General features: G+C 67.4%; 34 protein-coding genes. 30 read left to right on the top strand and 4 right to left on the bottom strand.

Features of this window, described 5'->3' with window-relative positions:
- Window positions 1-103 precede the first annotated feature (103 nt).
- The 3 genes from D0C15_RS11710 to D0C15_RS11700 form a co-directional block, all read right to left on the bottom strand.
- Window positions 104-1,330, bottom strand: a complete 1,227-nt coding sequence (locus D0C15_RS11710) for a tyrosine-type recombinase/integrase (protein WP_116044043.1) — start codon at window positions 1,328-1,330, stop codon at window positions 104-106.
- Between the two features lie 9 nt (window positions 1,331-1,339).
- On the bottom strand, window positions 1,340-2,074 hold the full coding sequence (locus D0C15_RS11705; protein ID WP_116044041.1) for a hypothetical protein: 735 nt from the start codon (window positions 2,072-2,074) through the stop codon (window positions 1,340-1,342).
- A gap of 101 nt (window positions 2,075-2,175) precedes the next feature.
- Window positions 2,176-2,631 carry a hypothetical protein gene (locus D0C15_RS11700; RefSeq protein WP_116044038.1) on the bottom strand — a complete coding sequence of 152 codons (456 nt, stop codon included), beginning with the start codon at window positions 2,629-2,631 and terminating at the stop codon, window positions 2,176-2,178.
- Between the two features lie 124 nt (window positions 2,632-2,755).
- Here D0C15_RS11700 and D0C15_RS11695 point away from each other — a divergent pair, with 124 nt between their 5' ends.
- The 30 genes from D0C15_RS11695 (at window position 2,756) to D0C15_RS11545 (ending at window position 15,166) form a co-directional block, all read left to right on the top strand.
- The gene (locus tag D0C15_RS11695; RefSeq protein ID WP_116044035.1) at window positions 2,756-3,001 is read left to right on the top strand and encodes a helix-turn-helix domain-containing protein; all 246 of its coding nucleotides are present in this window, start codon (window positions 2,756-2,758) and stop codon (window positions 2,999-3,001) included.
- The gene (locus D0C15_RS11690) at window positions 3,002-3,238 is read left to right on the top strand and encodes a hypothetical protein (protein ID WP_116044033.1); all 237 of its coding nucleotides are present in this window, start codon (window positions 3,002-3,004) and stop codon (window positions 3,236-3,238) included.
- Between the two features lie 86 nt (window positions 3,239-3,324).
- Window positions 3,325-3,486: a hypothetical protein gene (locus D0C15_RS34090; RefSeq protein ID WP_162830038.1), complete on the top strand. Its 162-nt coding sequence runs from the start codon at window positions 3,325-3,327 to the stop codon at window positions 3,484-3,486.
- Complete coding sequence (locus D0C15_RS11685; RefSeq protein WP_116044031.1) at window positions 3,486-3,761, top strand: hypothetical protein; 276 nt, start codon at window positions 3,486-3,488, stop codon at window positions 3,759-3,761. Before D0C15_RS34090 ends, D0C15_RS11685 begins: the two co-directional genes overlap by 1 nt.
- Window positions 3,762-3,964: 203 nt before the next feature.
- Window positions 3,965-4,468 (top strand): hypothetical protein, encoded by a 504-nt coding sequence (locus D0C15_RS11680; protein WP_162830037.1) that lies wholly within the window; start codon window positions 3,965-3,967, stop codon window positions 4,466-4,468.
- On the top strand, window positions 4,465-4,668 hold the full coding sequence (locus D0C15_RS11675) for a hypothetical protein (RefSeq protein ID WP_116044027.1): 204 nt from the start codon (window positions 4,465-4,467) through the stop codon (window positions 4,666-4,668). The genes D0C15_RS11680 and D0C15_RS11675 overlap by 4 nt, the downstream gene beginning before the upstream one ends.
- Window positions 4,668-5,075: a hypothetical protein gene (locus D0C15_RS11670; protein WP_116044024.1), complete on the top strand. Its 408-nt coding sequence runs from the start codon at window positions 4,668-4,670 to the stop codon at window positions 5,073-5,075. The genes D0C15_RS11675 and D0C15_RS11670 overlap by 1 nt, the downstream gene beginning before the upstream one ends.
- On the top strand, window positions 5,072-5,482 hold the full coding sequence (locus tag D0C15_RS11665; RefSeq protein ID WP_116044022.1) for a hypothetical protein: 411 nt from the start codon (window positions 5,072-5,074) through the stop codon (window positions 5,480-5,482). Before D0C15_RS11670 ends, D0C15_RS11665 begins: the two co-directional genes overlap by 4 nt.
- A 122-nt stretch (window positions 5,483-5,604) precedes the next feature.
- Window positions 5,605-5,970 (top strand): hypothetical protein, encoded by a 366-nt coding sequence (locus D0C15_RS11660; protein ID WP_116044020.1) that lies wholly within the window; start codon window positions 5,605-5,607, stop codon window positions 5,968-5,970.
- Entirely contained in the window at window positions 5,967-6,200 is a 234-nt protein-coding gene (locus D0C15_RS11655) for a hypothetical protein (RefSeq protein WP_116044017.1), read from the top strand. Before D0C15_RS11660 ends, D0C15_RS11655 begins: the two co-directional genes overlap by 4 nt.
- The gene (locus tag D0C15_RS11650) at window positions 6,193-6,606 is read left to right on the top strand and encodes a hypothetical protein (RefSeq protein WP_116044015.1); all 414 of its coding nucleotides are present in this window, start codon (window positions 6,193-6,195) and stop codon (window positions 6,604-6,606) included. The genes D0C15_RS11655 and D0C15_RS11650 overlap by 8 nt, the downstream gene beginning before the upstream one ends.
- Before the next feature lie 10 nt (window positions 6,607-6,616).
- A complete protein-coding gene (locus D0C15_RS11645) occupies window positions 6,617-6,967 on the top strand; it encodes an HNH endonuclease (RefSeq protein ID WP_116044013.1) in 351 nt (116 codons plus the stop codon).
- Window positions 6,960-7,247 carry a helix-turn-helix domain-containing protein gene (locus tag D0C15_RS11640; protein ID WP_116044010.1) on the top strand — a complete coding sequence of 96 codons (288 nt, stop codon included), beginning with the start codon at window positions 6,960-6,962 and terminating at the stop codon, window positions 7,245-7,247. The genes D0C15_RS11645 and D0C15_RS11640 overlap by 8 nt, the downstream gene beginning before the upstream one ends.
- On the top strand, window positions 7,244-7,537 hold the full coding sequence (locus D0C15_RS11635) for a hypothetical protein (RefSeq protein WP_116044008.1): 294 nt from the start codon (window positions 7,244-7,246) through the stop codon (window positions 7,535-7,537). The genes D0C15_RS11640 and D0C15_RS11635 overlap by 4 nt, the downstream gene beginning before the upstream one ends.
- Window positions 7,538-7,565: 28 nt before the next feature.
- Window positions 7,566-8,204: a DNA translocase FtsK gene (locus tag D0C15_RS11630; RefSeq protein ID WP_116044006.1), complete on the top strand. Its 639-nt coding sequence runs from the start codon at window positions 7,566-7,568 to the stop codon at window positions 8,202-8,204.
- Window positions 8,201-9,187: a helix-turn-helix domain-containing protein gene (locus D0C15_RS11625; protein WP_116044004.1), complete on the top strand. Its 987-nt coding sequence runs from the start codon at window positions 8,201-8,203 to the stop codon at window positions 9,185-9,187. The genes D0C15_RS11630 and D0C15_RS11625 overlap by 4 nt, the downstream gene beginning before the upstream one ends.
- Window positions 9,188-9,395: 208 nt before the next feature.
- Window positions 9,396-9,617, top strand: coding sequence for a hypothetical protein (locus tag D0C15_RS11615; protein ID WP_116043999.1), 222 nt, complete (start codon window positions 9,396-9,398; stop codon window positions 9,615-9,617).
- Between the two features lie 10 nt (window positions 9,618-9,627).
- A complete protein-coding gene (locus tag D0C15_RS11610; protein ID WP_116043996.1) occupies window positions 9,628-9,879 on the top strand; it encodes a hypothetical protein in 252 nt (83 codons plus the stop codon).
- Complete coding sequence (locus D0C15_RS11605) at window positions 9,879-10,181, top strand: hypothetical protein (RefSeq protein WP_116043993.1); 303 nt, start codon at window positions 9,879-9,881, stop codon at window positions 10,179-10,181. Before D0C15_RS11610 ends, D0C15_RS11605 begins: the two co-directional genes overlap by 1 nt.
- On the top strand, window positions 10,174-10,713 hold the full coding sequence (locus D0C15_RS11600) for a hypothetical protein (protein WP_116043991.1): 540 nt from the start codon (window positions 10,174-10,176) through the stop codon (window positions 10,711-10,713). The genes D0C15_RS11605 and D0C15_RS11600 overlap by 8 nt, the downstream gene beginning before the upstream one ends.
- Window positions 10,706-11,332 (top strand): hypothetical protein, encoded by a 627-nt coding sequence (locus D0C15_RS11595; RefSeq protein WP_116043989.1) that lies wholly within the window; start codon window positions 10,706-10,708, stop codon window positions 11,330-11,332. Before D0C15_RS11600 ends, D0C15_RS11595 begins: the two co-directional genes overlap by 8 nt.
- A complete protein-coding gene (locus D0C15_RS11590; protein WP_116043986.1) occupies window positions 11,329-11,598 on the top strand; it encodes a hypothetical protein in 270 nt (89 codons plus the stop codon). The genes D0C15_RS11595 and D0C15_RS11590 overlap by 4 nt, the downstream gene beginning before the upstream one ends.
- On the top strand, window positions 11,595-11,807 hold the full coding sequence (locus tag D0C15_RS11585) for a hypothetical protein (protein ID WP_116043983.1): 213 nt from the start codon (window positions 11,595-11,597) through the stop codon (window positions 11,805-11,807). Before D0C15_RS11590 ends, D0C15_RS11585 begins: the two co-directional genes overlap by 4 nt.
- Complete coding sequence (locus tag D0C15_RS11580) at window positions 11,804-12,454, top strand: hypothetical protein (RefSeq protein ID WP_116043981.1); 651 nt, start codon at window positions 11,804-11,806, stop codon at window positions 12,452-12,454. The genes D0C15_RS11585 and D0C15_RS11580 overlap by 4 nt, the downstream gene beginning before the upstream one ends.
- Window positions 12,451-12,639: a hypothetical protein gene (locus tag D0C15_RS11575; RefSeq protein ID WP_116043979.1), complete on the top strand. Its 189-nt coding sequence runs from the start codon at window positions 12,451-12,453 to the stop codon at window positions 12,637-12,639. Before D0C15_RS11580 ends, D0C15_RS11575 begins: the two co-directional genes overlap by 4 nt.
- On the top strand, window positions 12,630-12,914 hold the full coding sequence (locus D0C15_RS11570; RefSeq protein WP_116043977.1) for a hypothetical protein: 285 nt from the start codon (window positions 12,630-12,632) through the stop codon (window positions 12,912-12,914). Before D0C15_RS11575 ends, D0C15_RS11570 begins: the two co-directional genes overlap by 10 nt.
- Window positions 12,907-13,227: a DUF6221 family protein gene (locus D0C15_RS11565; protein ID WP_116043975.1), complete on the top strand. Its 321-nt coding sequence runs from the start codon at window positions 12,907-12,909 to the stop codon at window positions 13,225-13,227. Before D0C15_RS11570 ends, D0C15_RS11565 begins: the two co-directional genes overlap by 8 nt.
- On the top strand, window positions 13,224-13,553 hold the full coding sequence (locus D0C15_RS11560) for a hypothetical protein (protein WP_116043973.1): 330 nt from the start codon (window positions 13,224-13,226) through the stop codon (window positions 13,551-13,553). The genes D0C15_RS11565 and D0C15_RS11560 overlap by 4 nt, the downstream gene beginning before the upstream one ends.
- A complete protein-coding gene (locus D0C15_RS11555) occupies window positions 13,553-13,855 on the top strand; it encodes a hypothetical protein (protein WP_116043971.1) in 303 nt (100 codons plus the stop codon). Before D0C15_RS11560 ends, D0C15_RS11555 begins: the two co-directional genes overlap by 1 nt.
- A 582-nt stretch (window positions 13,856-14,437) precedes the next feature.
- Window positions 14,438-15,166: a DNA-methyltransferase gene (locus D0C15_RS11545; protein ID WP_116043967.1), complete on the top strand. Its 729-nt coding sequence runs from the start codon at window positions 14,438-14,440 to the stop codon at window positions 15,164-15,166.
- A gap of 88 nt (window positions 15,167-15,254) precedes the next feature.
- On the opposite strand, the gene D0C15_RS11540 is transcribed toward D0C15_RS11545, so the two are convergent.
- Window positions 15,255-15,587: a hypothetical protein gene (locus tag D0C15_RS11540; RefSeq protein WP_162830036.1), complete on the bottom strand. Its 333-nt coding sequence runs from the start codon at window positions 15,585-15,587 to the stop codon at window positions 15,255-15,257.
- Between the last annotated feature and the right edge of the window lie 495 nt (window positions 15,588-16,082).

Below are 16,082 nucleotides of genomic sequence, written 5' to 3'. Positions count from 1 at the left end.
GCCCGCCGCAACGGGAGCCAACGCTACGCCAGCGGCGGGAAACACGGATCGGCCGGGCGCATCCACCCCCCGACGGCGACGGATAAACACCGATCTACCTCCTCTAACTTCCTGTGCGTGGGACTGTGGTGGGACGAGTTGGCTTCAGTTCTGCCACCGCATCACCTCCCCTCTCGGTGTCTGCGGCGTCACCCTCGACGGCCTTGAGGCCGGTCGTCGTGGGGTCACCCAGCGCGGCCAGGACGCGCATCCTCGCAGCCTTCGTGCGGTGGATGTAGTCGCCGCTCTGCTCCAGCGTCGCGTGGCCCATGAGCCGCGCGATCTCCCACGGGTCGACACCGGCCTCGGCGAGCCGGGTACCGAACGCGTGGCGCAGATCGTACGGGCGTCCGACCGGGGTGACTTCGGCCGCTCTCTGGGCCTTCACGAAGTTGAACCTGAAGTTGAGCGTGTCCATCGGCCCTTTGCTCCGCGGCTGCCGGAACACCAGGTCCGACTTGCACTTGCCCGCCTGATGGGGGAGGCCGCAGGTCGAGCGGGTCGTTGGGTACCGCGCCTCGTACTCGGTGAGCAGCTCGAGCGCCTTGGACGTGAGCGGGACGGAGCGCTCCTCTGCGTCCTTGGGGTAGGTCTTGATGCGCTTAGCGGTCTTGTCGTACGTGTCGCGTACGGTCAGCCACCCGTTACGCCGGTCGATCCGGCTCCAGTGCAGCCCTGCGAACTCTCCCGGCCGAAGGCCGGTCTCGATGATGAAATCCACGGCGAATCGGTAGGCCGGCCCGAGGTGCGCGTGGATGGCTGCGAGCTCATGCTCGTCAAACAGCCGCTCGACGCCACCCTTCGACTTCGGTGGCAGCGTGATGTCGACGCACGGCGTTCCGGTCAGCACGCCCTTGCGAACTGCTGCGGAGATCGACGACCGGAAGATGGTGTAGACCCGCCTCGTGGTCGAACCCGACAGCGGGTTGTCGGCGCGACGGTGCAGGCTCGTGACCCAGTCCTGCACGTCCGGCTGAGTGATCCGCGCCAACTCCCAATCGCCCCAGCCAGGCAGCAGATGGTTGGCCACGGCGTACCGCTCCTTCTTCTCCGTGCTGGGCTCGATGTCCCGGGTTGGCCACCACACCTCAAGCCACTCCTCCCACGTCGTGTGTCCAGGCAGCGTGCCCTTGCTGGCTGACGCCGTGCGTTTCGCATTCACCTCGGCTTCGCGCGCATCGGCCAAGGCGTCACGCTTGCGGTCCTGCGTCGGCGTGTACCGCTTGACCATGGCGGCATCGCGGTACACCCCGCGATACCGGCCCGACTTCAGCTTCTCGGTGCTGGCCACCGTCGCTCCTTACCTGCCGCCAGCCGCAGAGTCGCAAGCATTGCGATCCACCGCTGGATTCGGTTCCACGTCGAGGCAGCGCACACGCTCGTTGCGGTACTTGTCGTCGCGGCCGCCGCTGCCTTTGCGGTTCTCGTCTGTGTCACCGCGGTCGCTGTGGGCCTCGCGCTCCTCGTCGACGGGAGCGGGTTCCGGACGAGAGGTCGTCTCAGCGCTCGGCTGCGGCGCCGCCGGCTGTCGAGGCACCGGGATCACCGAGCTGCTCGGCGCAACCTTGGCTGTCGGCACCTCGTGCGGCTTCGGGGCAGGCGACACCATGGACGCCACGGTGCTGGGCTGCGGTGTCCTTCGGTTTCGTTGCTCGGGAATTTCAGCGGCCGCCCCTCCGGGTGTTCCAGTGGGAGGGGACACCGTGAGCTCGGCGGGCAGAGCGCCTGGCAGATCGGTTGTCCTGTCATCGCGCTCAGGGCCCAGCACGAAGACCGCCGTCGACACCGCGACGACGGCGAGGGCGGCCGCGGCACTACTGGCAATACCTGGATGGTTGCGCGCCTTCTCCGTTATTCGCGCCGCCGCTCCGCAGACGGCGATCGCCGCGATCAGACCGCCCTTCACGATGGTCAACTTCGGCCGGACGGGAGTCCTGTCCGTCGTGCACTGACGCGCCTCCAGGCGCTGCAGAGCTGTCTCGGCCCGCCGCATGATGTCGTCGAGCTCCGAGATGAGACGGTCGCGCTCAGTCAATACCGCTCCTCATTTAGTCCAAAATTCAAATGTCCGGATCACGGAGTGTCGATGAGCGCGGTCCCAGCGCTACGCTTGGTGCACTAGTCGTGACCGGATGGTTACCCAGGGGGACGTAAGTTTTCGTCCTCCGTGTATGCGTCCACCTGCGCTTCCAGGGCCTCCAGTTGCGCCTTCATTTGCGCCACCGTCGCCCGTAGTTGGGACAGCGGGATCCGTTGCGGGTTCAGCTCAACAACAGGTCTGCCTTCTGGTTCGCTCTCGGCCAGTGCGCGGGTCGCTTGTAGCGCCGCGTCCCTCCACTCAGGACTGTCGGGTTCGAGGTTTCCTGGGTAGCCGGCCATCAGGCTGTCAATCGCCCCGTCGCAGAGCTTCAGGGCGGTCTGAAGCTTGCGCTTGGTGCGCCCAGGCAGCCCGCCCTTGTTGTTGCGAATACGCCGCAGGTTGACCGTCGTCATTCCCGCGCCCTCAGCTACTTCCTCCCAGGAGAAGTCGAGGTCGATACGTCTCTGGTCAAGGCACTCGGCCAACCAGTAACGCCGGTCATCATCGGTCATCCCTGCTCCAAGCGAACGTTAGCGAACATTATGCAGCGTGGCAAGGGTAACGCGCAAGTCACGTTCGGAAACTTTCCGCTGAAGATCGTTGAATGAGCGCACAACGTTCGCTAACGTTCGGCTCATGCCGAAAGACGCACTGACGCTTCCCTTCGACCCGGATCTGCTCCGGGAGGAGCGCGAGCGTGCGGGCCTAACCCGCCCCGGGCTGGCCGCAAGGTGCCTGGCCTCCGGACACCACGTCACGCCTCAGCACATCGGTCGCCTGGAACGTGGGCTGCACACGCCCCAGGCGCCACTGCTTAAGGCGTTCGCCGATGTGCTCGGAGTTCCCATCGACCGACTGCTGTCCTCGAAGGCAGGTGTGTGAATGAACGCGGTTCCACAGTGGATGCAGACCCACCAGGTGGCCGAGTACGCGGGCCGACACCACAAGACGGTCCTGAAGGCCGTGCAGACCTACCAGCGCACACAGGGCCGAAAGGGCCTGGAGGGCTACCAGTCCGCCCCCCGGGCACGTCACACCATTCCCCGAGAAGCGGTCGACCGATGGCTGCGCGGCGAGCCGCCCAAGAAGACCCGGAGCCGCATCCCCGCAGCTGTGTGACCCCAGAAGAAGAGGGGCCCGGCGCTGCAGACGCCGAGCCCCGAGGTGGCCACCAAGCCGCCCCAACCCGAATGAAAGGACATCTGGTGACCGTCCGACAGCCTATCGCCTCCACCACGGCGGTGGTCGCGGTGCTCACGCTCGGCGCATGCCGCGCCGAGCCCGTGATCCCCGTCGACGAGCAGACCACCCACACCACGACCGCGGTCGCACCCACGCCTCCCCCGAACACGCAGGGCGGTAACTGATGACCGCCCTGAACAAGACCCGCAGCCGACTTTCGGCCGCTCGACTGCGGGAGAACCTCGCGGGGTACCAGCGGACGCTCATGGCTGACCGCGATGAGGCTCGCGCCGCCAAGGAGGAGGAGCGCGAATCCGACTTTCTCCACGGATGGTATTTCGGACGCGCGGCGGCCGCCGAGCTCGCGCTGGCCTATCTGAACACCTGGACGGACGGCGAGTTCGGTATCTCGCTTGAAGATCAACGTGCTGAGGAGCAGAAGGCCGAGGCGGGCCAATGACCGCGCGGCGAGGGTGGTTCGAGGAATCCGGTGCTCACCGAAAGCGGTGCGCCGGCATCGACGCCAGCGTGTTGCTGCAGGCAGCAGGCCGAACGATCACCGCCGGCCCACCGCGTCACTCCCGCGCCACTGGGGCTACCGCATCCGCGGCGAGCTCCACATCAGTCGTCCTCGAAGCACGCCCCGACCGGAGGCCCAACCCGATGCTGCACACCGAACCGCACCAGCTGGCCGGTCAGGACGTCACCGTCACGACAAGGACCGGGATCACGATGACCTTCCGAATCGAGGACTGGTGGGACCGGATCACCGGTGGCTCGTGGATGAACGCCGACGGCAACCCCGCCGCGATGGCCTACGCCGTTCGCTCCGTGGAATGCGGCCTGCCGGTCGACAACGCGGTGGTGTACGGCAAGTCGGGCGGCTTCGGCCATTTGGTGCACGTGTCGGAGATCGTCGTCGACGACCCTGGCGACACGACCCGGATCCTCCCGGCCGCCGGTGAGCTCACCGACGGCCAGCTGCTCGAGCAGTCCCCGGACGCGTGGCTGGCCGTCGACGCCCTGTCGAGCTGCACCACCGTGGACTGTGCCGAGGCGCCCGTGTGGCAGCTACGGCACGTGCCCGGCGCCGCGTTCTGCACACCGCACGCGGCCACCAGCTTGGACGCGGATCGTCGTCACGCGCCGCAGGGGGGTGCGCGATGACGATCCGTGTCCTGCCTTCGGTGCCCCAGGCCCCCAATGCAGTCAACAAGCTGGGCAATCACTTCTCCCGTAGCTCCGAGCTGATGCTGATCGTGCTCGCCGCCGCGATCGGGCTCGTCGCGGCCGCCGGCGCGCTCCTCACCATCGGCGGCGTGCTGTGGCTGCTGTTCCTGCAACTGACCGCAGGGATGTGGTCGTGATGAGCACACTGCATCCCGCCGTCACCCGAACCCAGCTCGTGGTGATGCACATGGCCGCGCACAACCTCGGCGAGCACGTCGTAGCGATCGCGCCGGGCTTCGACCCGGTCCGTGTCCAGCTCATAGGAGTCGACGCGCCAGGAGGAGGGTGGAACGAGTTCGTGGCGTGGGCACGGTCTCTTCAGCGGGTATCGATCACGCTGCGGCACCTCGCTCACAGCGTGTTCGCGTCGCTCGAAGGTCGTACCGACGAGCACCACCAGGTCAACGTCGAGCTGATCAACCCGTTCCTGTCGGACGAGGTCCACTCAGAGATCTCCGCCCGCCTGCGTAAGGGCGCGAGCACGGAGCTCACCGTCGACGAGTTCACCGCGCTGCTCCTGGTCGACGGGCAGGTGACGACATGAGCATCTTCGGTCAGCCCACTGACGCCGAGCGCCGCCGCTGGCAGCGCCGCAGCCTTGCCGCGATCACCGAGCTGGTCACACTGGGCGAGGAGCGGAAGCTCGCGCCCCTGTCGTGGACGGTGCCGCCTGGACTCGGCACCGTCTCGGGAAATGTCGAGGCCCGCTCGCATCCGCGCGTTTCCTTCGAGGCGTGGTGCTCCGCGATCGCCGCCCACCCCATGACCGGGCCGCGCACGCTCGGGTATCGGGGTAACGGAGCAACTCGGGACGAACAGACCAACAAGTCCGGCCGGACTCGCATGTGCGCGGCTTTCGAAATGCGGCTGCCCAACCAGTGGGGTGTCGCCGAGGTCGCGCTCATCGCCGAGTGGTTCGAGGACGACATGCCCACCGGAAAGGCCCTGTGATGTCCCTGTGCCCCAACGGCGCGAGCAGCTCAGAGAGCTGGCCGGACGTCGGCAACGCCGAAGACCCCTGCTGTTACGGATCTGCCCTGAGCGGGCCGGGCGGGTGTACGTGCTGGATGCCAGTGTTCGACCTCGAGCAGCAACCGCCACGCACCGATCTGGAACCGGACGTCCAGGCGGGCATGTGCCCGGACTGTGCCTACCGGCCGAACTCGCCCGAACGCCGCGGCGTCGCGGACGCCGCAACCGATGAGCAGGCGCTGCTCGCGCTCGTCGAGAGCGGGAGCGTGTTCTGGTGCCACCGCGGAATGCGCCGGCCAACCCACTGGCAGCATCCGTTCGGCGCGACGACGCCCGCGTCGCCGCTGAACTACCAGCCGCCCATCCATGACGGCCGACCGTACAAAGCGGACGGCACACCGGGTGACCTGTGCGCAGGCTGGACCGCGCTGCGGCTGAAGGCGATGCAGCGGAGTGATGCGGGATGACATCCGTACCCGAGAAGACATGGGCGATAGGGGAGCGCGTCACCGGCACTGAGGTGCTGAGTGGCGCCACCCGTACCGGCCCGTTCGCCGGTCTGCACTCCACCTTCCCCGGCCACCCGCCGGACAACGCGTGGATCGCTGACGAGAGCAACCCGCAAGGCTGGAAGTTCCTGCTCGAACTCGCGTCCCTCAAGGTAACGCCAGCGCAGGGAGGTGATGACCATGGATGAGGATGCCTTCCACGCGGGCGTAGACCTGGTGGGCCGCACCGGTGCCGCCCAACTGGAGTTCGGCTACCTCCATGACCACGTGCCCGTGCACCTGGCGGACTGGTGGGCGAGCGCCACGTATCGCGGAGCGCGGGTTCACGTCGAGCACCACGAAGGCCCAGCGGCGGCAGTGAACGCGCTCGCTGAGCGGTTGCTGATCGGTGGACGGTGCAAATGCGGCTGCCTGGTGTCTCTGTCCGACGACGGCGCGGTGGCGTTCGACAGCCACATGGCCGACGGCTCGTTCTGGTCGGTGCAGGCCGCAAGAAAAGCGGGCCTGTGCCGCTGGCGCCGTGATGGCCAACGTTGGACCAGCGGTTGCACGAGCGGCACCGGCGTGAGGGCGGGTGGTTCCGGTGGCAGCTAAGAGCCGACCGATGAGCGTGAAGAAGTGCCGCTCGCTCGTCGAGCGCCGCAGCAACGGGCTGTGCGAGATCTGCGGTCAGCACGTCGGCGAGACCATGCATCACCGCAAGCGGGAAGGACAGGGTGGTCCGTGGCTGCCCTCGAACGTGCTTTACCTGTGCGGGGACGGCACCACCGGTCACCACGGCATGGTGACCAACACTCGCGCCGTGTACTACCAGGCTGGGTGGTGCGTGGAGTCGTGGGAGGACCCGCACAAGCGCGCGGTGCTACTGCACCACGGCTTCGTATGGCTCACCGACGACGGCATGATGCCCCCGGCTGTCGACCTCGCTCGTTCGGCGAGGTGGCGACATGGCTGAGTGGCATCGCCGTCGGAGCCGCCAGAGCTGCCGACCCGCGGACGCGATCGGGCACACATGCACCGTGGTCCTGCTGACGGTGCTCCGGTTGACGTCGGCTGGCCCACCGCCGTCAGTGCGCGAGATCGCGCTCATGGCCAGCGTTTCGGTGTCGACCGCGCATCACCACTTGCGGACGCTGCGCGAGCTCGGGCTCGTCGACTGGTCGGACCGCGGTCACGGAACCGTCCAGGCAACGGTCCACGCGGTCGCGCTGCCCAGCCCTGGCGGTGCGGTGTGAACGCCGCTGCCCTCGCCAGGCTCGAGCGCCACGCCTGTCCCGTGATCTTGCGTGACGACGCGAACCGGTACGCCCACCGCGCCGTCGACGACGCGCTGCAGCTGATCACCGACGTTCGCGATCTGGATCCGAGACAACTGCTGGGGCGCCTCGTGCTGTGGGGCCGCGAGGAGCCGCCACGCCTGGCGATCGTCCCGCTGGCCCTGGCAGCCATGCACAGCCCGCGCACGCCGATGTCGGAGCTCGGCGCCTACCTGGAGCAGTTGGCGCCACTGCGGGCTGTGTCGTAACCCAAACCTGAAGACGTAGGAGGTTCCCGTGAGCGTGACCTTGTCCAGCACGTTGCCCAAGGGCGACGTGAACGGACTCGACGCCCTGACCGACGCGCTGACCGACTCACCCAAGGGTGGGCACGTCGTCCTCATGGTGGTCGAGGGCAGCCGCTTCTCCACCAACCTCGACACCGGCGAGATCGTGCGCCAGGTGCGCGCTACGCAGATCGAAGCGTTCGCCGGCGGAAGCGCAGATGCGAACCTGTTGATCAACTTGCTCCGGGCTGAGTACCAGGCGCGCACCGGCAAGAACGAGCTGCCGTTCGAGCCGCGCGCTCTCGAGCCCGTGGAGGACCCCGTCGACGTCGACCCGTACGCGCCTGAGCCGGAGGGCCTGGACGCCGACGAGGTCGAGTTGCTGTGCCGGGTGGCCGAGCAGCTGATCGTGAGCCAGCACGGCTCGCAGGCCATGGTGCAGCGCAAGTTGCGCATCGGGTGGGCGAAGGCGGCGCGCCTACTCACCATCCTCGAGGCGTACGGCGTGGTCGGCGAAGCGAACGGCATCACACCACGCGAGGTGCGCTGCCCACCCGAGGACCTCGACTCGGTCCTGACCCAAATACGGGCGACCGAGAGACAGGAGGGCACGTCGCCAGATCTGGGGGAAAGCGGGGTTCTGGAGTGACCACTACCGACGCTGGTGACGTCGCCAGCCCACCGCTGCAGCCGTTCCCTCGGTTCAACTGGGAGCGGCTAGTGCAGCGCATGGTGATGCCACTGCAGATCAAGCTCATCGCCGGCATCCTCGCGCAGCACGCGGATCCGGACGGAACACGCGTCAGGCCCGGCAACCCCCGCCTCGCGGCGATCACGGGCAAGAGCGAACGCACCATCATCCGCTGGCTCGCGGTGCTGCGCGACGAGTACAGGATCATCGACCGCCGCTCTCGTGGTGGCGGCCGCGGTGGAGCGCTCAAGACGGACGAGTACTGGCTGGTGGTCCCGGACGACCTTTTGGACCGGGTCGAGCTCATCGCGCTGGACGGCGCACCGGCGTCCGTGCCGTCACGGACCGATGACTCCGGTGACACAGCTGTGTCAGGCGACGACGCGGACCGAGGTGACATCCACGTGTCACCTCAATCCGGTCCGTCCCCTGTGGACAAGACCGAAACAGGTGACACAGCTATGGCTCGTGAAACTGACTTTCAGGTGACAGATAACGGTGTTCCGGATGGAATGACATGCCAAACCGGACCGATTGAGGTGACACCTGGGTGTCGTACTACCAGCCACGGACCATCCACAAAAGATGACCAAGGGGTGGTGGTCCCGTTCCCGACGCAACTCACCACGGCAGCAGACCATGACGCCGAGATCCCGCCCTCTCAGTGCCCCGCCCATCGGAACTCACCGGCAGTCGGCCCCTGCGGCGCATGCGGCGCCGCACGCCGCCACGCCGCCGCCTGGGCCCGGCAACGTCTGCAGGTGCGAGCACACACCGCCGCGCAGAACCGCGCGACCGCGATCGCCAGCTGCGGACTCTGCGACCAGACCGGCTACGTCGGCCGCCAGCTCTGCGACCACGACCCTGAAAGCTCGGACCGCGCAGCCCGCGGCCGCGCGCTGGTCCGCCAGGCCCTCGAGGAACGGCGGGCAGTGCCGTGACCAATCGCCGAGCCAAACACGGTCGCGACGGGCTGTTCGGTTGGAAGCCGGGCGGCGACATCGAACCGGGCGAGATCCGCAGCAACCCTCGGCACCGCGAGTGCTCGAAGTGCCACGCCCGGCGCGGCCAGCCGTGCACCGATCCCCGCGGCCGCCGGCTGAACGGCTACCACGCCTCGCGGTGCGAGGTAGGCGAAGGGAGCCAACCGTGAGCCAACCCCAGTTCGTGCTCACCCGGGTCACCGAAAACCGGGCATGGGTGTGCACCTCGCTGCCACTGGCGTCCGCGACCGACCGGGTCAACGTCGAGTACCCCAGCCGCCCTCGCTGGCGGCTGGCGAGCCCGCCCGCGACGTGGGGCAAGGGCGCCGACCGTGGCCGCTGCGACCGATCACCCAAAACCCACCGGCACTACGTGTTCACCACCTGAAAGGACCACCGTGACCGACACCGACACACCCAACGGCCAGTCCACAGTGGACGAGGTCCAGCATTGGGAAACTAGCCTCGTCCCTGCAGACGCGCCCATCCCGACCGGCTGGTACGTCATCGGGTACGACTCCACGCCCGGCGCCGAGCCCACCAGGACTATCCACGTCGGCCCCAGCGATGACCGCACCAAGGCGCTCGCCACCAGGATTGCCGAACTGCTCACTGCGAACGCAGCCGAGGTCGAGAGCGGTGGCGCCTGATGACTGACCGAAGGGACCTTGTTTCCGCAATCGGTGATCTGCGGACGACGTTGGACGCGGTTCGCGCCGAGCGGGATGCCGTCCGACGGGAGGTCGACAACCTGCACCGGCAGATCGCGACCACGAAGGCGCACTATCAGCGTCGCTGCGAGAACTTGGCCCGCATGCGTGACCGCTACCGCGAAGAGCGGGATGTCGCCTTGGCCGGTTTGTCCTCCGGGGACACCCCGACATCGCCCGAAGTGATCGAGCAGGCCATGCGGCCGGTCACCAACCTGACCGAGGAGACCGATCGTGCCTGAGCAGCCCACCATCAAACTCCCCGAAGACTGGCGTGAGCAGCTGGGCCGGGCGATTGCCGGTGACTCCACCTGGAACAACCCCAATCCGAGGGTTCAGCTCAACGTGAGGACCGTGGCTCTGCTGGAGTCCTGGCGTGTCCCCGAGGGCCGCGAGGAACCGGTGAACCTGTGCGAGACACCCGAGGACGCAGCACGCCGATTCGCCGGACAGGTGGGCGACCTCCATGCCCGCATCGACGCGGCGTTGGCGGCACTACTGCAGGGCGGGCAGACAGCTGGAGACCGGTGCCGGAGAGCGCTAACCGAACTCGACCCGCCCCGCGTCCCCGAACCCACTCCGGAGCCCTGGTGCGAGGAGCACGGCACCCCGGCACGCAGAAGGGGGTGCGCGCGGTGTGGCCAGCCGTCGCCGAGCAAGTGGTGCGCGGTCTGCGTCGATCGGTGTCATGAGGCGACCGAGTTCGACCACTCGTGCATGATCTGCCGCCCCGCTGGCCCACCGCCGACCGAGCCTGGCGACGCCCATGCCTGACGGACCGTTCTACATGCTGCTGTGCCGGACCTGCGCGGCCGCCGACAGTGCGGCCGCCACCGCTGTCGCACTCCCGTTCACCGACGAACCGGCGCGCCGTGGGTGGGCGGCAGCTCACACCGCCGCGACTGGTCACAACTCCTGGGTGGTCCGCACCGACGACTCGATACGTGAGCCCGGGTCGGGGCGCCGTGGCCTGGAGCGTGCGCTGTCCGGACAGCTCCCGGATCCGATGCCACCGGTGAATGTGCTCCGCTTGCTTTACGGCCTGTCGCTGGTGCTTCACGGGGACACAGATCCCCCGACAGCCTGGCAGCTCGACGAGCTGGTCGAGGAGCTCCACGACGCTGGCCTGCGCGAGCTCGACTGCCGCATCGACGCCACCCTCGCGCTCGCCGACCAGCTCGCCGGCGCGATGCAGTCAGCCGTCCACCGCCACCTCGTCACTGCGTTCGCCGGAATGGCCGAGCACCTGCAGGGCACCGGCCTCCTAACGACGGGACCGGCGCCATCGAGCGCGAAGGCCCGCGCCCTGCACTTCCGGCAGACGCGCAACACCGGCCCGCGACCACAACCACGTACCCCACGGCGAATTGATGGAAGGGGAACCCGCCGATGACCGGCACCGACCCACTGAACGAAGCCCAGTGTCTGCGAGCAGCCTGCGTGTACAGCGCCGCCCGCAGCATCCTCGACAACGACCCGATGGTCGACGACCTCCTCGCAGTCGCCCACTACATTGAGACCGGCACCTTCTCGGGCAACGCCTCGCAGGCCTACTCCGGAATCCGTGCCAACCTCAGCGTCCCCGACGAGTTGCGGCGCTCACCGCTTCCGTTCACACGTGGCGGCACCGTCGGTGACAGGAGTGTGGTGGAGGCATGACCGGCCACCTGCGAATCGCCGCGATCGCTGCAATGCTCGTCATGGCGGTCGCGATGGTCGCCACTCTCGGCGCTATCCCGCCCGGCGCGCGGCTTGCATGGCTCGCAGCCGCGGCCACCGTGATCGCCTCAGCGAACTTGTGGGTGTGGATCGAGATGTGGCTCGTCCGTCGCAACCGCAAACGACAGACGGGAGCACCGTCGCCATGAGCACCTGCATGGTCACCACCTGCACGGTCCTCGATCCGGTCCTCGATCTCGGCGCCTACGCTTGCGACCACTGTCAAGGCGACCTGGTCCGCAAGCTCGGCGCGATCGAGACCTACCTCGAAATCGTGGGCCCCGAACGACAGAAACGTGGCCACGTACGGGGGGCACCCGGCTACGCCTCAGCGTCACCAGCAGACGATCACGTGATCGCCATGTTCGACCCGCGCTCCACAAGCAACGGCGGCATGTACGACTCCGAACCGGAAGCACCGTGGGACACCACCGTTCCCGTAGTCGGGACGATCATCGGCTGGACGCAGATCCTCGCCGACGAAGGCCCAGCCGAGTGGCACCTCCCGGACACGCTCGGTGGCGCGGTGCTGATGCTCCGCACCCACGTCGGGTGGATGTGCCAGCAACCCTGGATCGACGATGCGCACGACGAACTCACCTCGGTGCACCACCAACTGCGCGCGGCCGCCGGCGACGTGCCACCCGACCCGATCGCGATGTGCTCCGACAGATACTGCGGCGGGCCTGTCTATTGGGCGCAACATGTGCACGATGAAGCCGCGTGCGCGCGGTGCGGCCGACCGTACGTTGGAATCGATCTTGCAAGGCTGAGGACTGCTCAGGAGGAACGATGACCGCGAAGACTCGCGTACCAGCCACGGTGGCACTGTCCCTGCTCGCCCGCAGCGGCCACAAGCTGTCGGCCGTGACCCTCCGCCAGTGGGTACACCGCGGACACATCACCCGTGGCCCCGGCGGCTACGACCTCCTCGAGATCGTGAACTACCTCGACAACCGAAACGGACCACGATGCGCGTAACCCCGATCCCCGACTCCGCAGTATGGCCGGGTGCACGCCGCCAGGTCATCGCTCCACCCGACGGTTGCGACCCCACAGGCGACATACGACCCGTCGAAGCCGTCGTCGACGAGTCGTCCTCCATCGGCTGCCGCGTGCTCTCGGTCCGCTGCGCCCTGGACCCCGGCGACCTGGAAACGCTCGCCGCTCACGGCAACGTGTGGATCTCGTTCTACGGCGCTATGGTGCCGTTCAACGTGGATATCGTGCCGAACACGGAGGTCGATCGTGGATGACCTGGTCACGTTCCTCCGCGTCCGCCTCGACGAGCGCGAGGAGGTGGCCACCCAGGTAGCGAAAGGCCCGGTGCTGCTCAACCTGTCTCGGAGGACCGGGAAGGCCACGTTTCGCCGCTACCTTGACACCAACACGCCTGAGTTCATCCTGGTCGACGTGGACGCCAAGCGGCAGATCATCGACGAACTGGCGCCGATCGCTGATGGTGTCATCACCGATGCTGGCGAGCAGGTCGTAGCGGAGAACGTGCTGGCACGCCTGGCCCTGCCGTATGCCTCTCACCCCGACTACCGACTCGAATGGAAGCCATGATTGACGTCCAGTGCTCACTCAACGCAGGCGAGTCCAGGCCGGGGAAGCTCAACATCGAGCAGGACCTGACCGAGGGCTTCAACGGCACCCTCATCCCGCTCCCCAGGACGTGGGACGTCCACACCGACATCACCTGGGACGAGATGCGTCGCTGGTCCGTGGGCGGCGGAACCACCAGCGTCCGTGTCGACCTCCCCGACGGCAAGGTCCTGCACGGCACGGTGGTCGTCCTCGACTGTCACTACACGGACGACGTCGACCCGCAGATCCCGTTCCCCGTCAGCGCCAAGCTGGTCGGCACGAGCCCGTTGGGGGAGGCAGCCTGATGGTCGACGCTGACAACCATGGCCCCCGCCGCCTACCTGACGCCAGCAACGGCGACTTCAGGGACAGCCCCGAGCTGGGCGAGTTCGCGCGCGCCCATGGGCTCGACCCTGCGGACATCTACGGCGCGACCTATGAAGGCGTCCCGGCTGGTCATGTGGCGTTCGAGGTCCTCGCGCGCGACGAGCACGGCCGCCTGAAGTTGGACGGCGACGAGGTGGGCACCGTCTGGGCTCAGGTGCGTCAGGTGCTGCCCTGGCCTCGAGTGACACGCCGCCCGACGAGTGGCGATCATGACAGCTGAGATCCGCCCATGACCAGCCGGGACGCCTGCGAGTACTGCGACCGAGACGACGTCACCCTGTACGCTGGCACGCTGACGTCTGGTGCCGGGACTGCATCACAGCCGACGACCGCACCCCAGCCACACCGCCCGACCAGGCGCCGATGGAACGTCCCGCGAGCACCACTTACGAGCAGCCTTACGTGTGGCAGGCACCTCTTGGGGAGGCAACCTGATGAATCATTCGGACGAGAAGTTCGTCTTCCAGTTCCGCCGAGAGTTGCGCATTCAGGGTGTCCCGACAGACATCGAGACAGAGCGAGTCGCGATCGCTATCGCGCGAGCACTCAGGGACTACTTCGCACACGGAGCGGTGACCGTAGATCAGCCTCGCGACGGCGCGTCGTTTGACCGCAGGTCAGACTACGTGTAACGCTGTTTCCAAGCGGAGCTGTCTCCGCGATCCGGCCCCCGCCAGCCGCGGGGGTCGTTCTCTGTACGAGGTGTTCTTCCCGGCGGCCGTGCGCTTCCGACCTCGTTGGCAAACGACAGCCCCCGAGCACCAGCTCGGCGAGGGCTCCCGCCACCAGGAAGAGCACCACATTGCCATCAGCAACCGTCCACCATGGCGACGCGCTCGCCGTGCTCAACACACTCCCTACGGCCAGCGTCGACACAGTCATCACCGACCCGCCCTATAACTCCGGTGGCCGCACGAACAGCGAACGCAGCAGCAGCACCGCGCGCAGCAAGTACGTCTCCAGTGATGCGAAGCACCAGCTCAAGGACTTCACTGGCGACAACCGCGATCAACGGTCGTACATAACCTGGCTATCGCTGATCCTGTCGGAGTGCCTCCGTGTCACTGCACCAGGCGGACACGCACTCGTGTTCACCGACTGGCGCCAAGTACCAGCCACCTCCGACGCGCTGCAGGTCGCCGGATGGACTTGGCAAGGGACCATGACCTGGTACAAGCCACTGAACCGCCCCCGCCGAGGCGGCTTCCGTGCCGCCTGCGAGTACATCTTGTGGGGAACCAACGGTGCGTACGACGGCACTCGGGAGCTGTACCTGCCCGGAATGTTCTCCGCGAGCCAGCCTGGCGGCCGCCAGCGACGTCACATCACCCAGAAGCCCGTCGACGGCCTGCTCTCCGAACTGGTTCGCATCTGCCCGACAGCCGGCACCATCCTCGACCCGTTCACCGGATCCGGCTCAACCGGAGAAGCCGCACTGCAAGCGGGCTACTCATTCGTCGGCGTAGAGCTCTCCGAGCACTACCACCAGGTGGCCAGCGACCGACTCGCGGCCATCACCCAGGCACCCTAGGGGCGCGACTCCGATACGGGTGAGGAGCCCGGAGGCGCGCAGGAGGGAGACCTGCACAAGCGTCTCCGGGCCCCGCATACACAAGCAGCTATGGGGCTTCCCACCCAGCATCGAAGCACCGCTGAGCGAACGAATCCGCGGCGAGCTGCCAGGCACTCGCCGAAGCGTCCGACGCGGCGCCCAGTGCCTGGCCGGCCTCCGACAGCCCCGTGGTCTGCGACTTCGGTGCCCATTCGTTCACGGTGTTCGCCAACTCAACGCGGGCCTGCCCGGTCTGAGCGGACTGATAGCCCTCCGCGAAGTCGTCGCATGCGAACTTGCCCGGCTTATCCAGCTGCGACGGATCCACCTGCTCCGCCTCCGGGGCTCCGCATCCGGCCAGCACCAGCAACACGCCTATCGCGGCGACACATGTCCTCATGGACATCACATCGCCCACCACGTCGACACCGTTGCAGGCGGGCACATGCCAGTTCGGTCACGAAGGAAATGCACAGCGTCCGGCTGCCCCGAGTGGGCTACTGACGGCGGCCGCTGCCCGCGTCACCACATCCCCCGGCCCCGCCCGAAGGCCAGACCGCGACCAACCAGGCAGGCGCTCGGCTACGACAAGGACTGGTTGCGCAGGTCCGCGAAGTACCGCCGTGATCACCCGCAGTGTGAAGCGTCGGGTTGCAGCCGAGCCTCTCGGCACACCGACCACATTGATGGTGATCGCACCAATTGGGAGGACGAGAACTTGCAAGCGCTCTGCCGCCCACACCACAGTCAGAAGACTGCGCAGCACGATGGTGGTTTCGGTAACCCGAAGACCAGGCGATGATCCCCGATCTGCTGATCGCCCGCCCTGAAATCGGGAGTTACTCAGCGTGAAATTTCTGCGCAAGGGGGAGGGCGGGTCAGATCGCTGTGAGGG

This window comes from Amycolatopsis palatopharyngis (assembly GCF_003385185.1).
Taxonomy (GTDB): Bacteria; Actinomycetota; Actinomycetes; order Mycobacteriales; family Pseudonocardiaceae; genus Amycolatopsis; species Amycolatopsis palatopharyngis.
The sequence above is the reverse complement of the archived record's forward strand: the minus strand, read 5'-3'. Positions and strand labels throughout refer to the sequence as shown.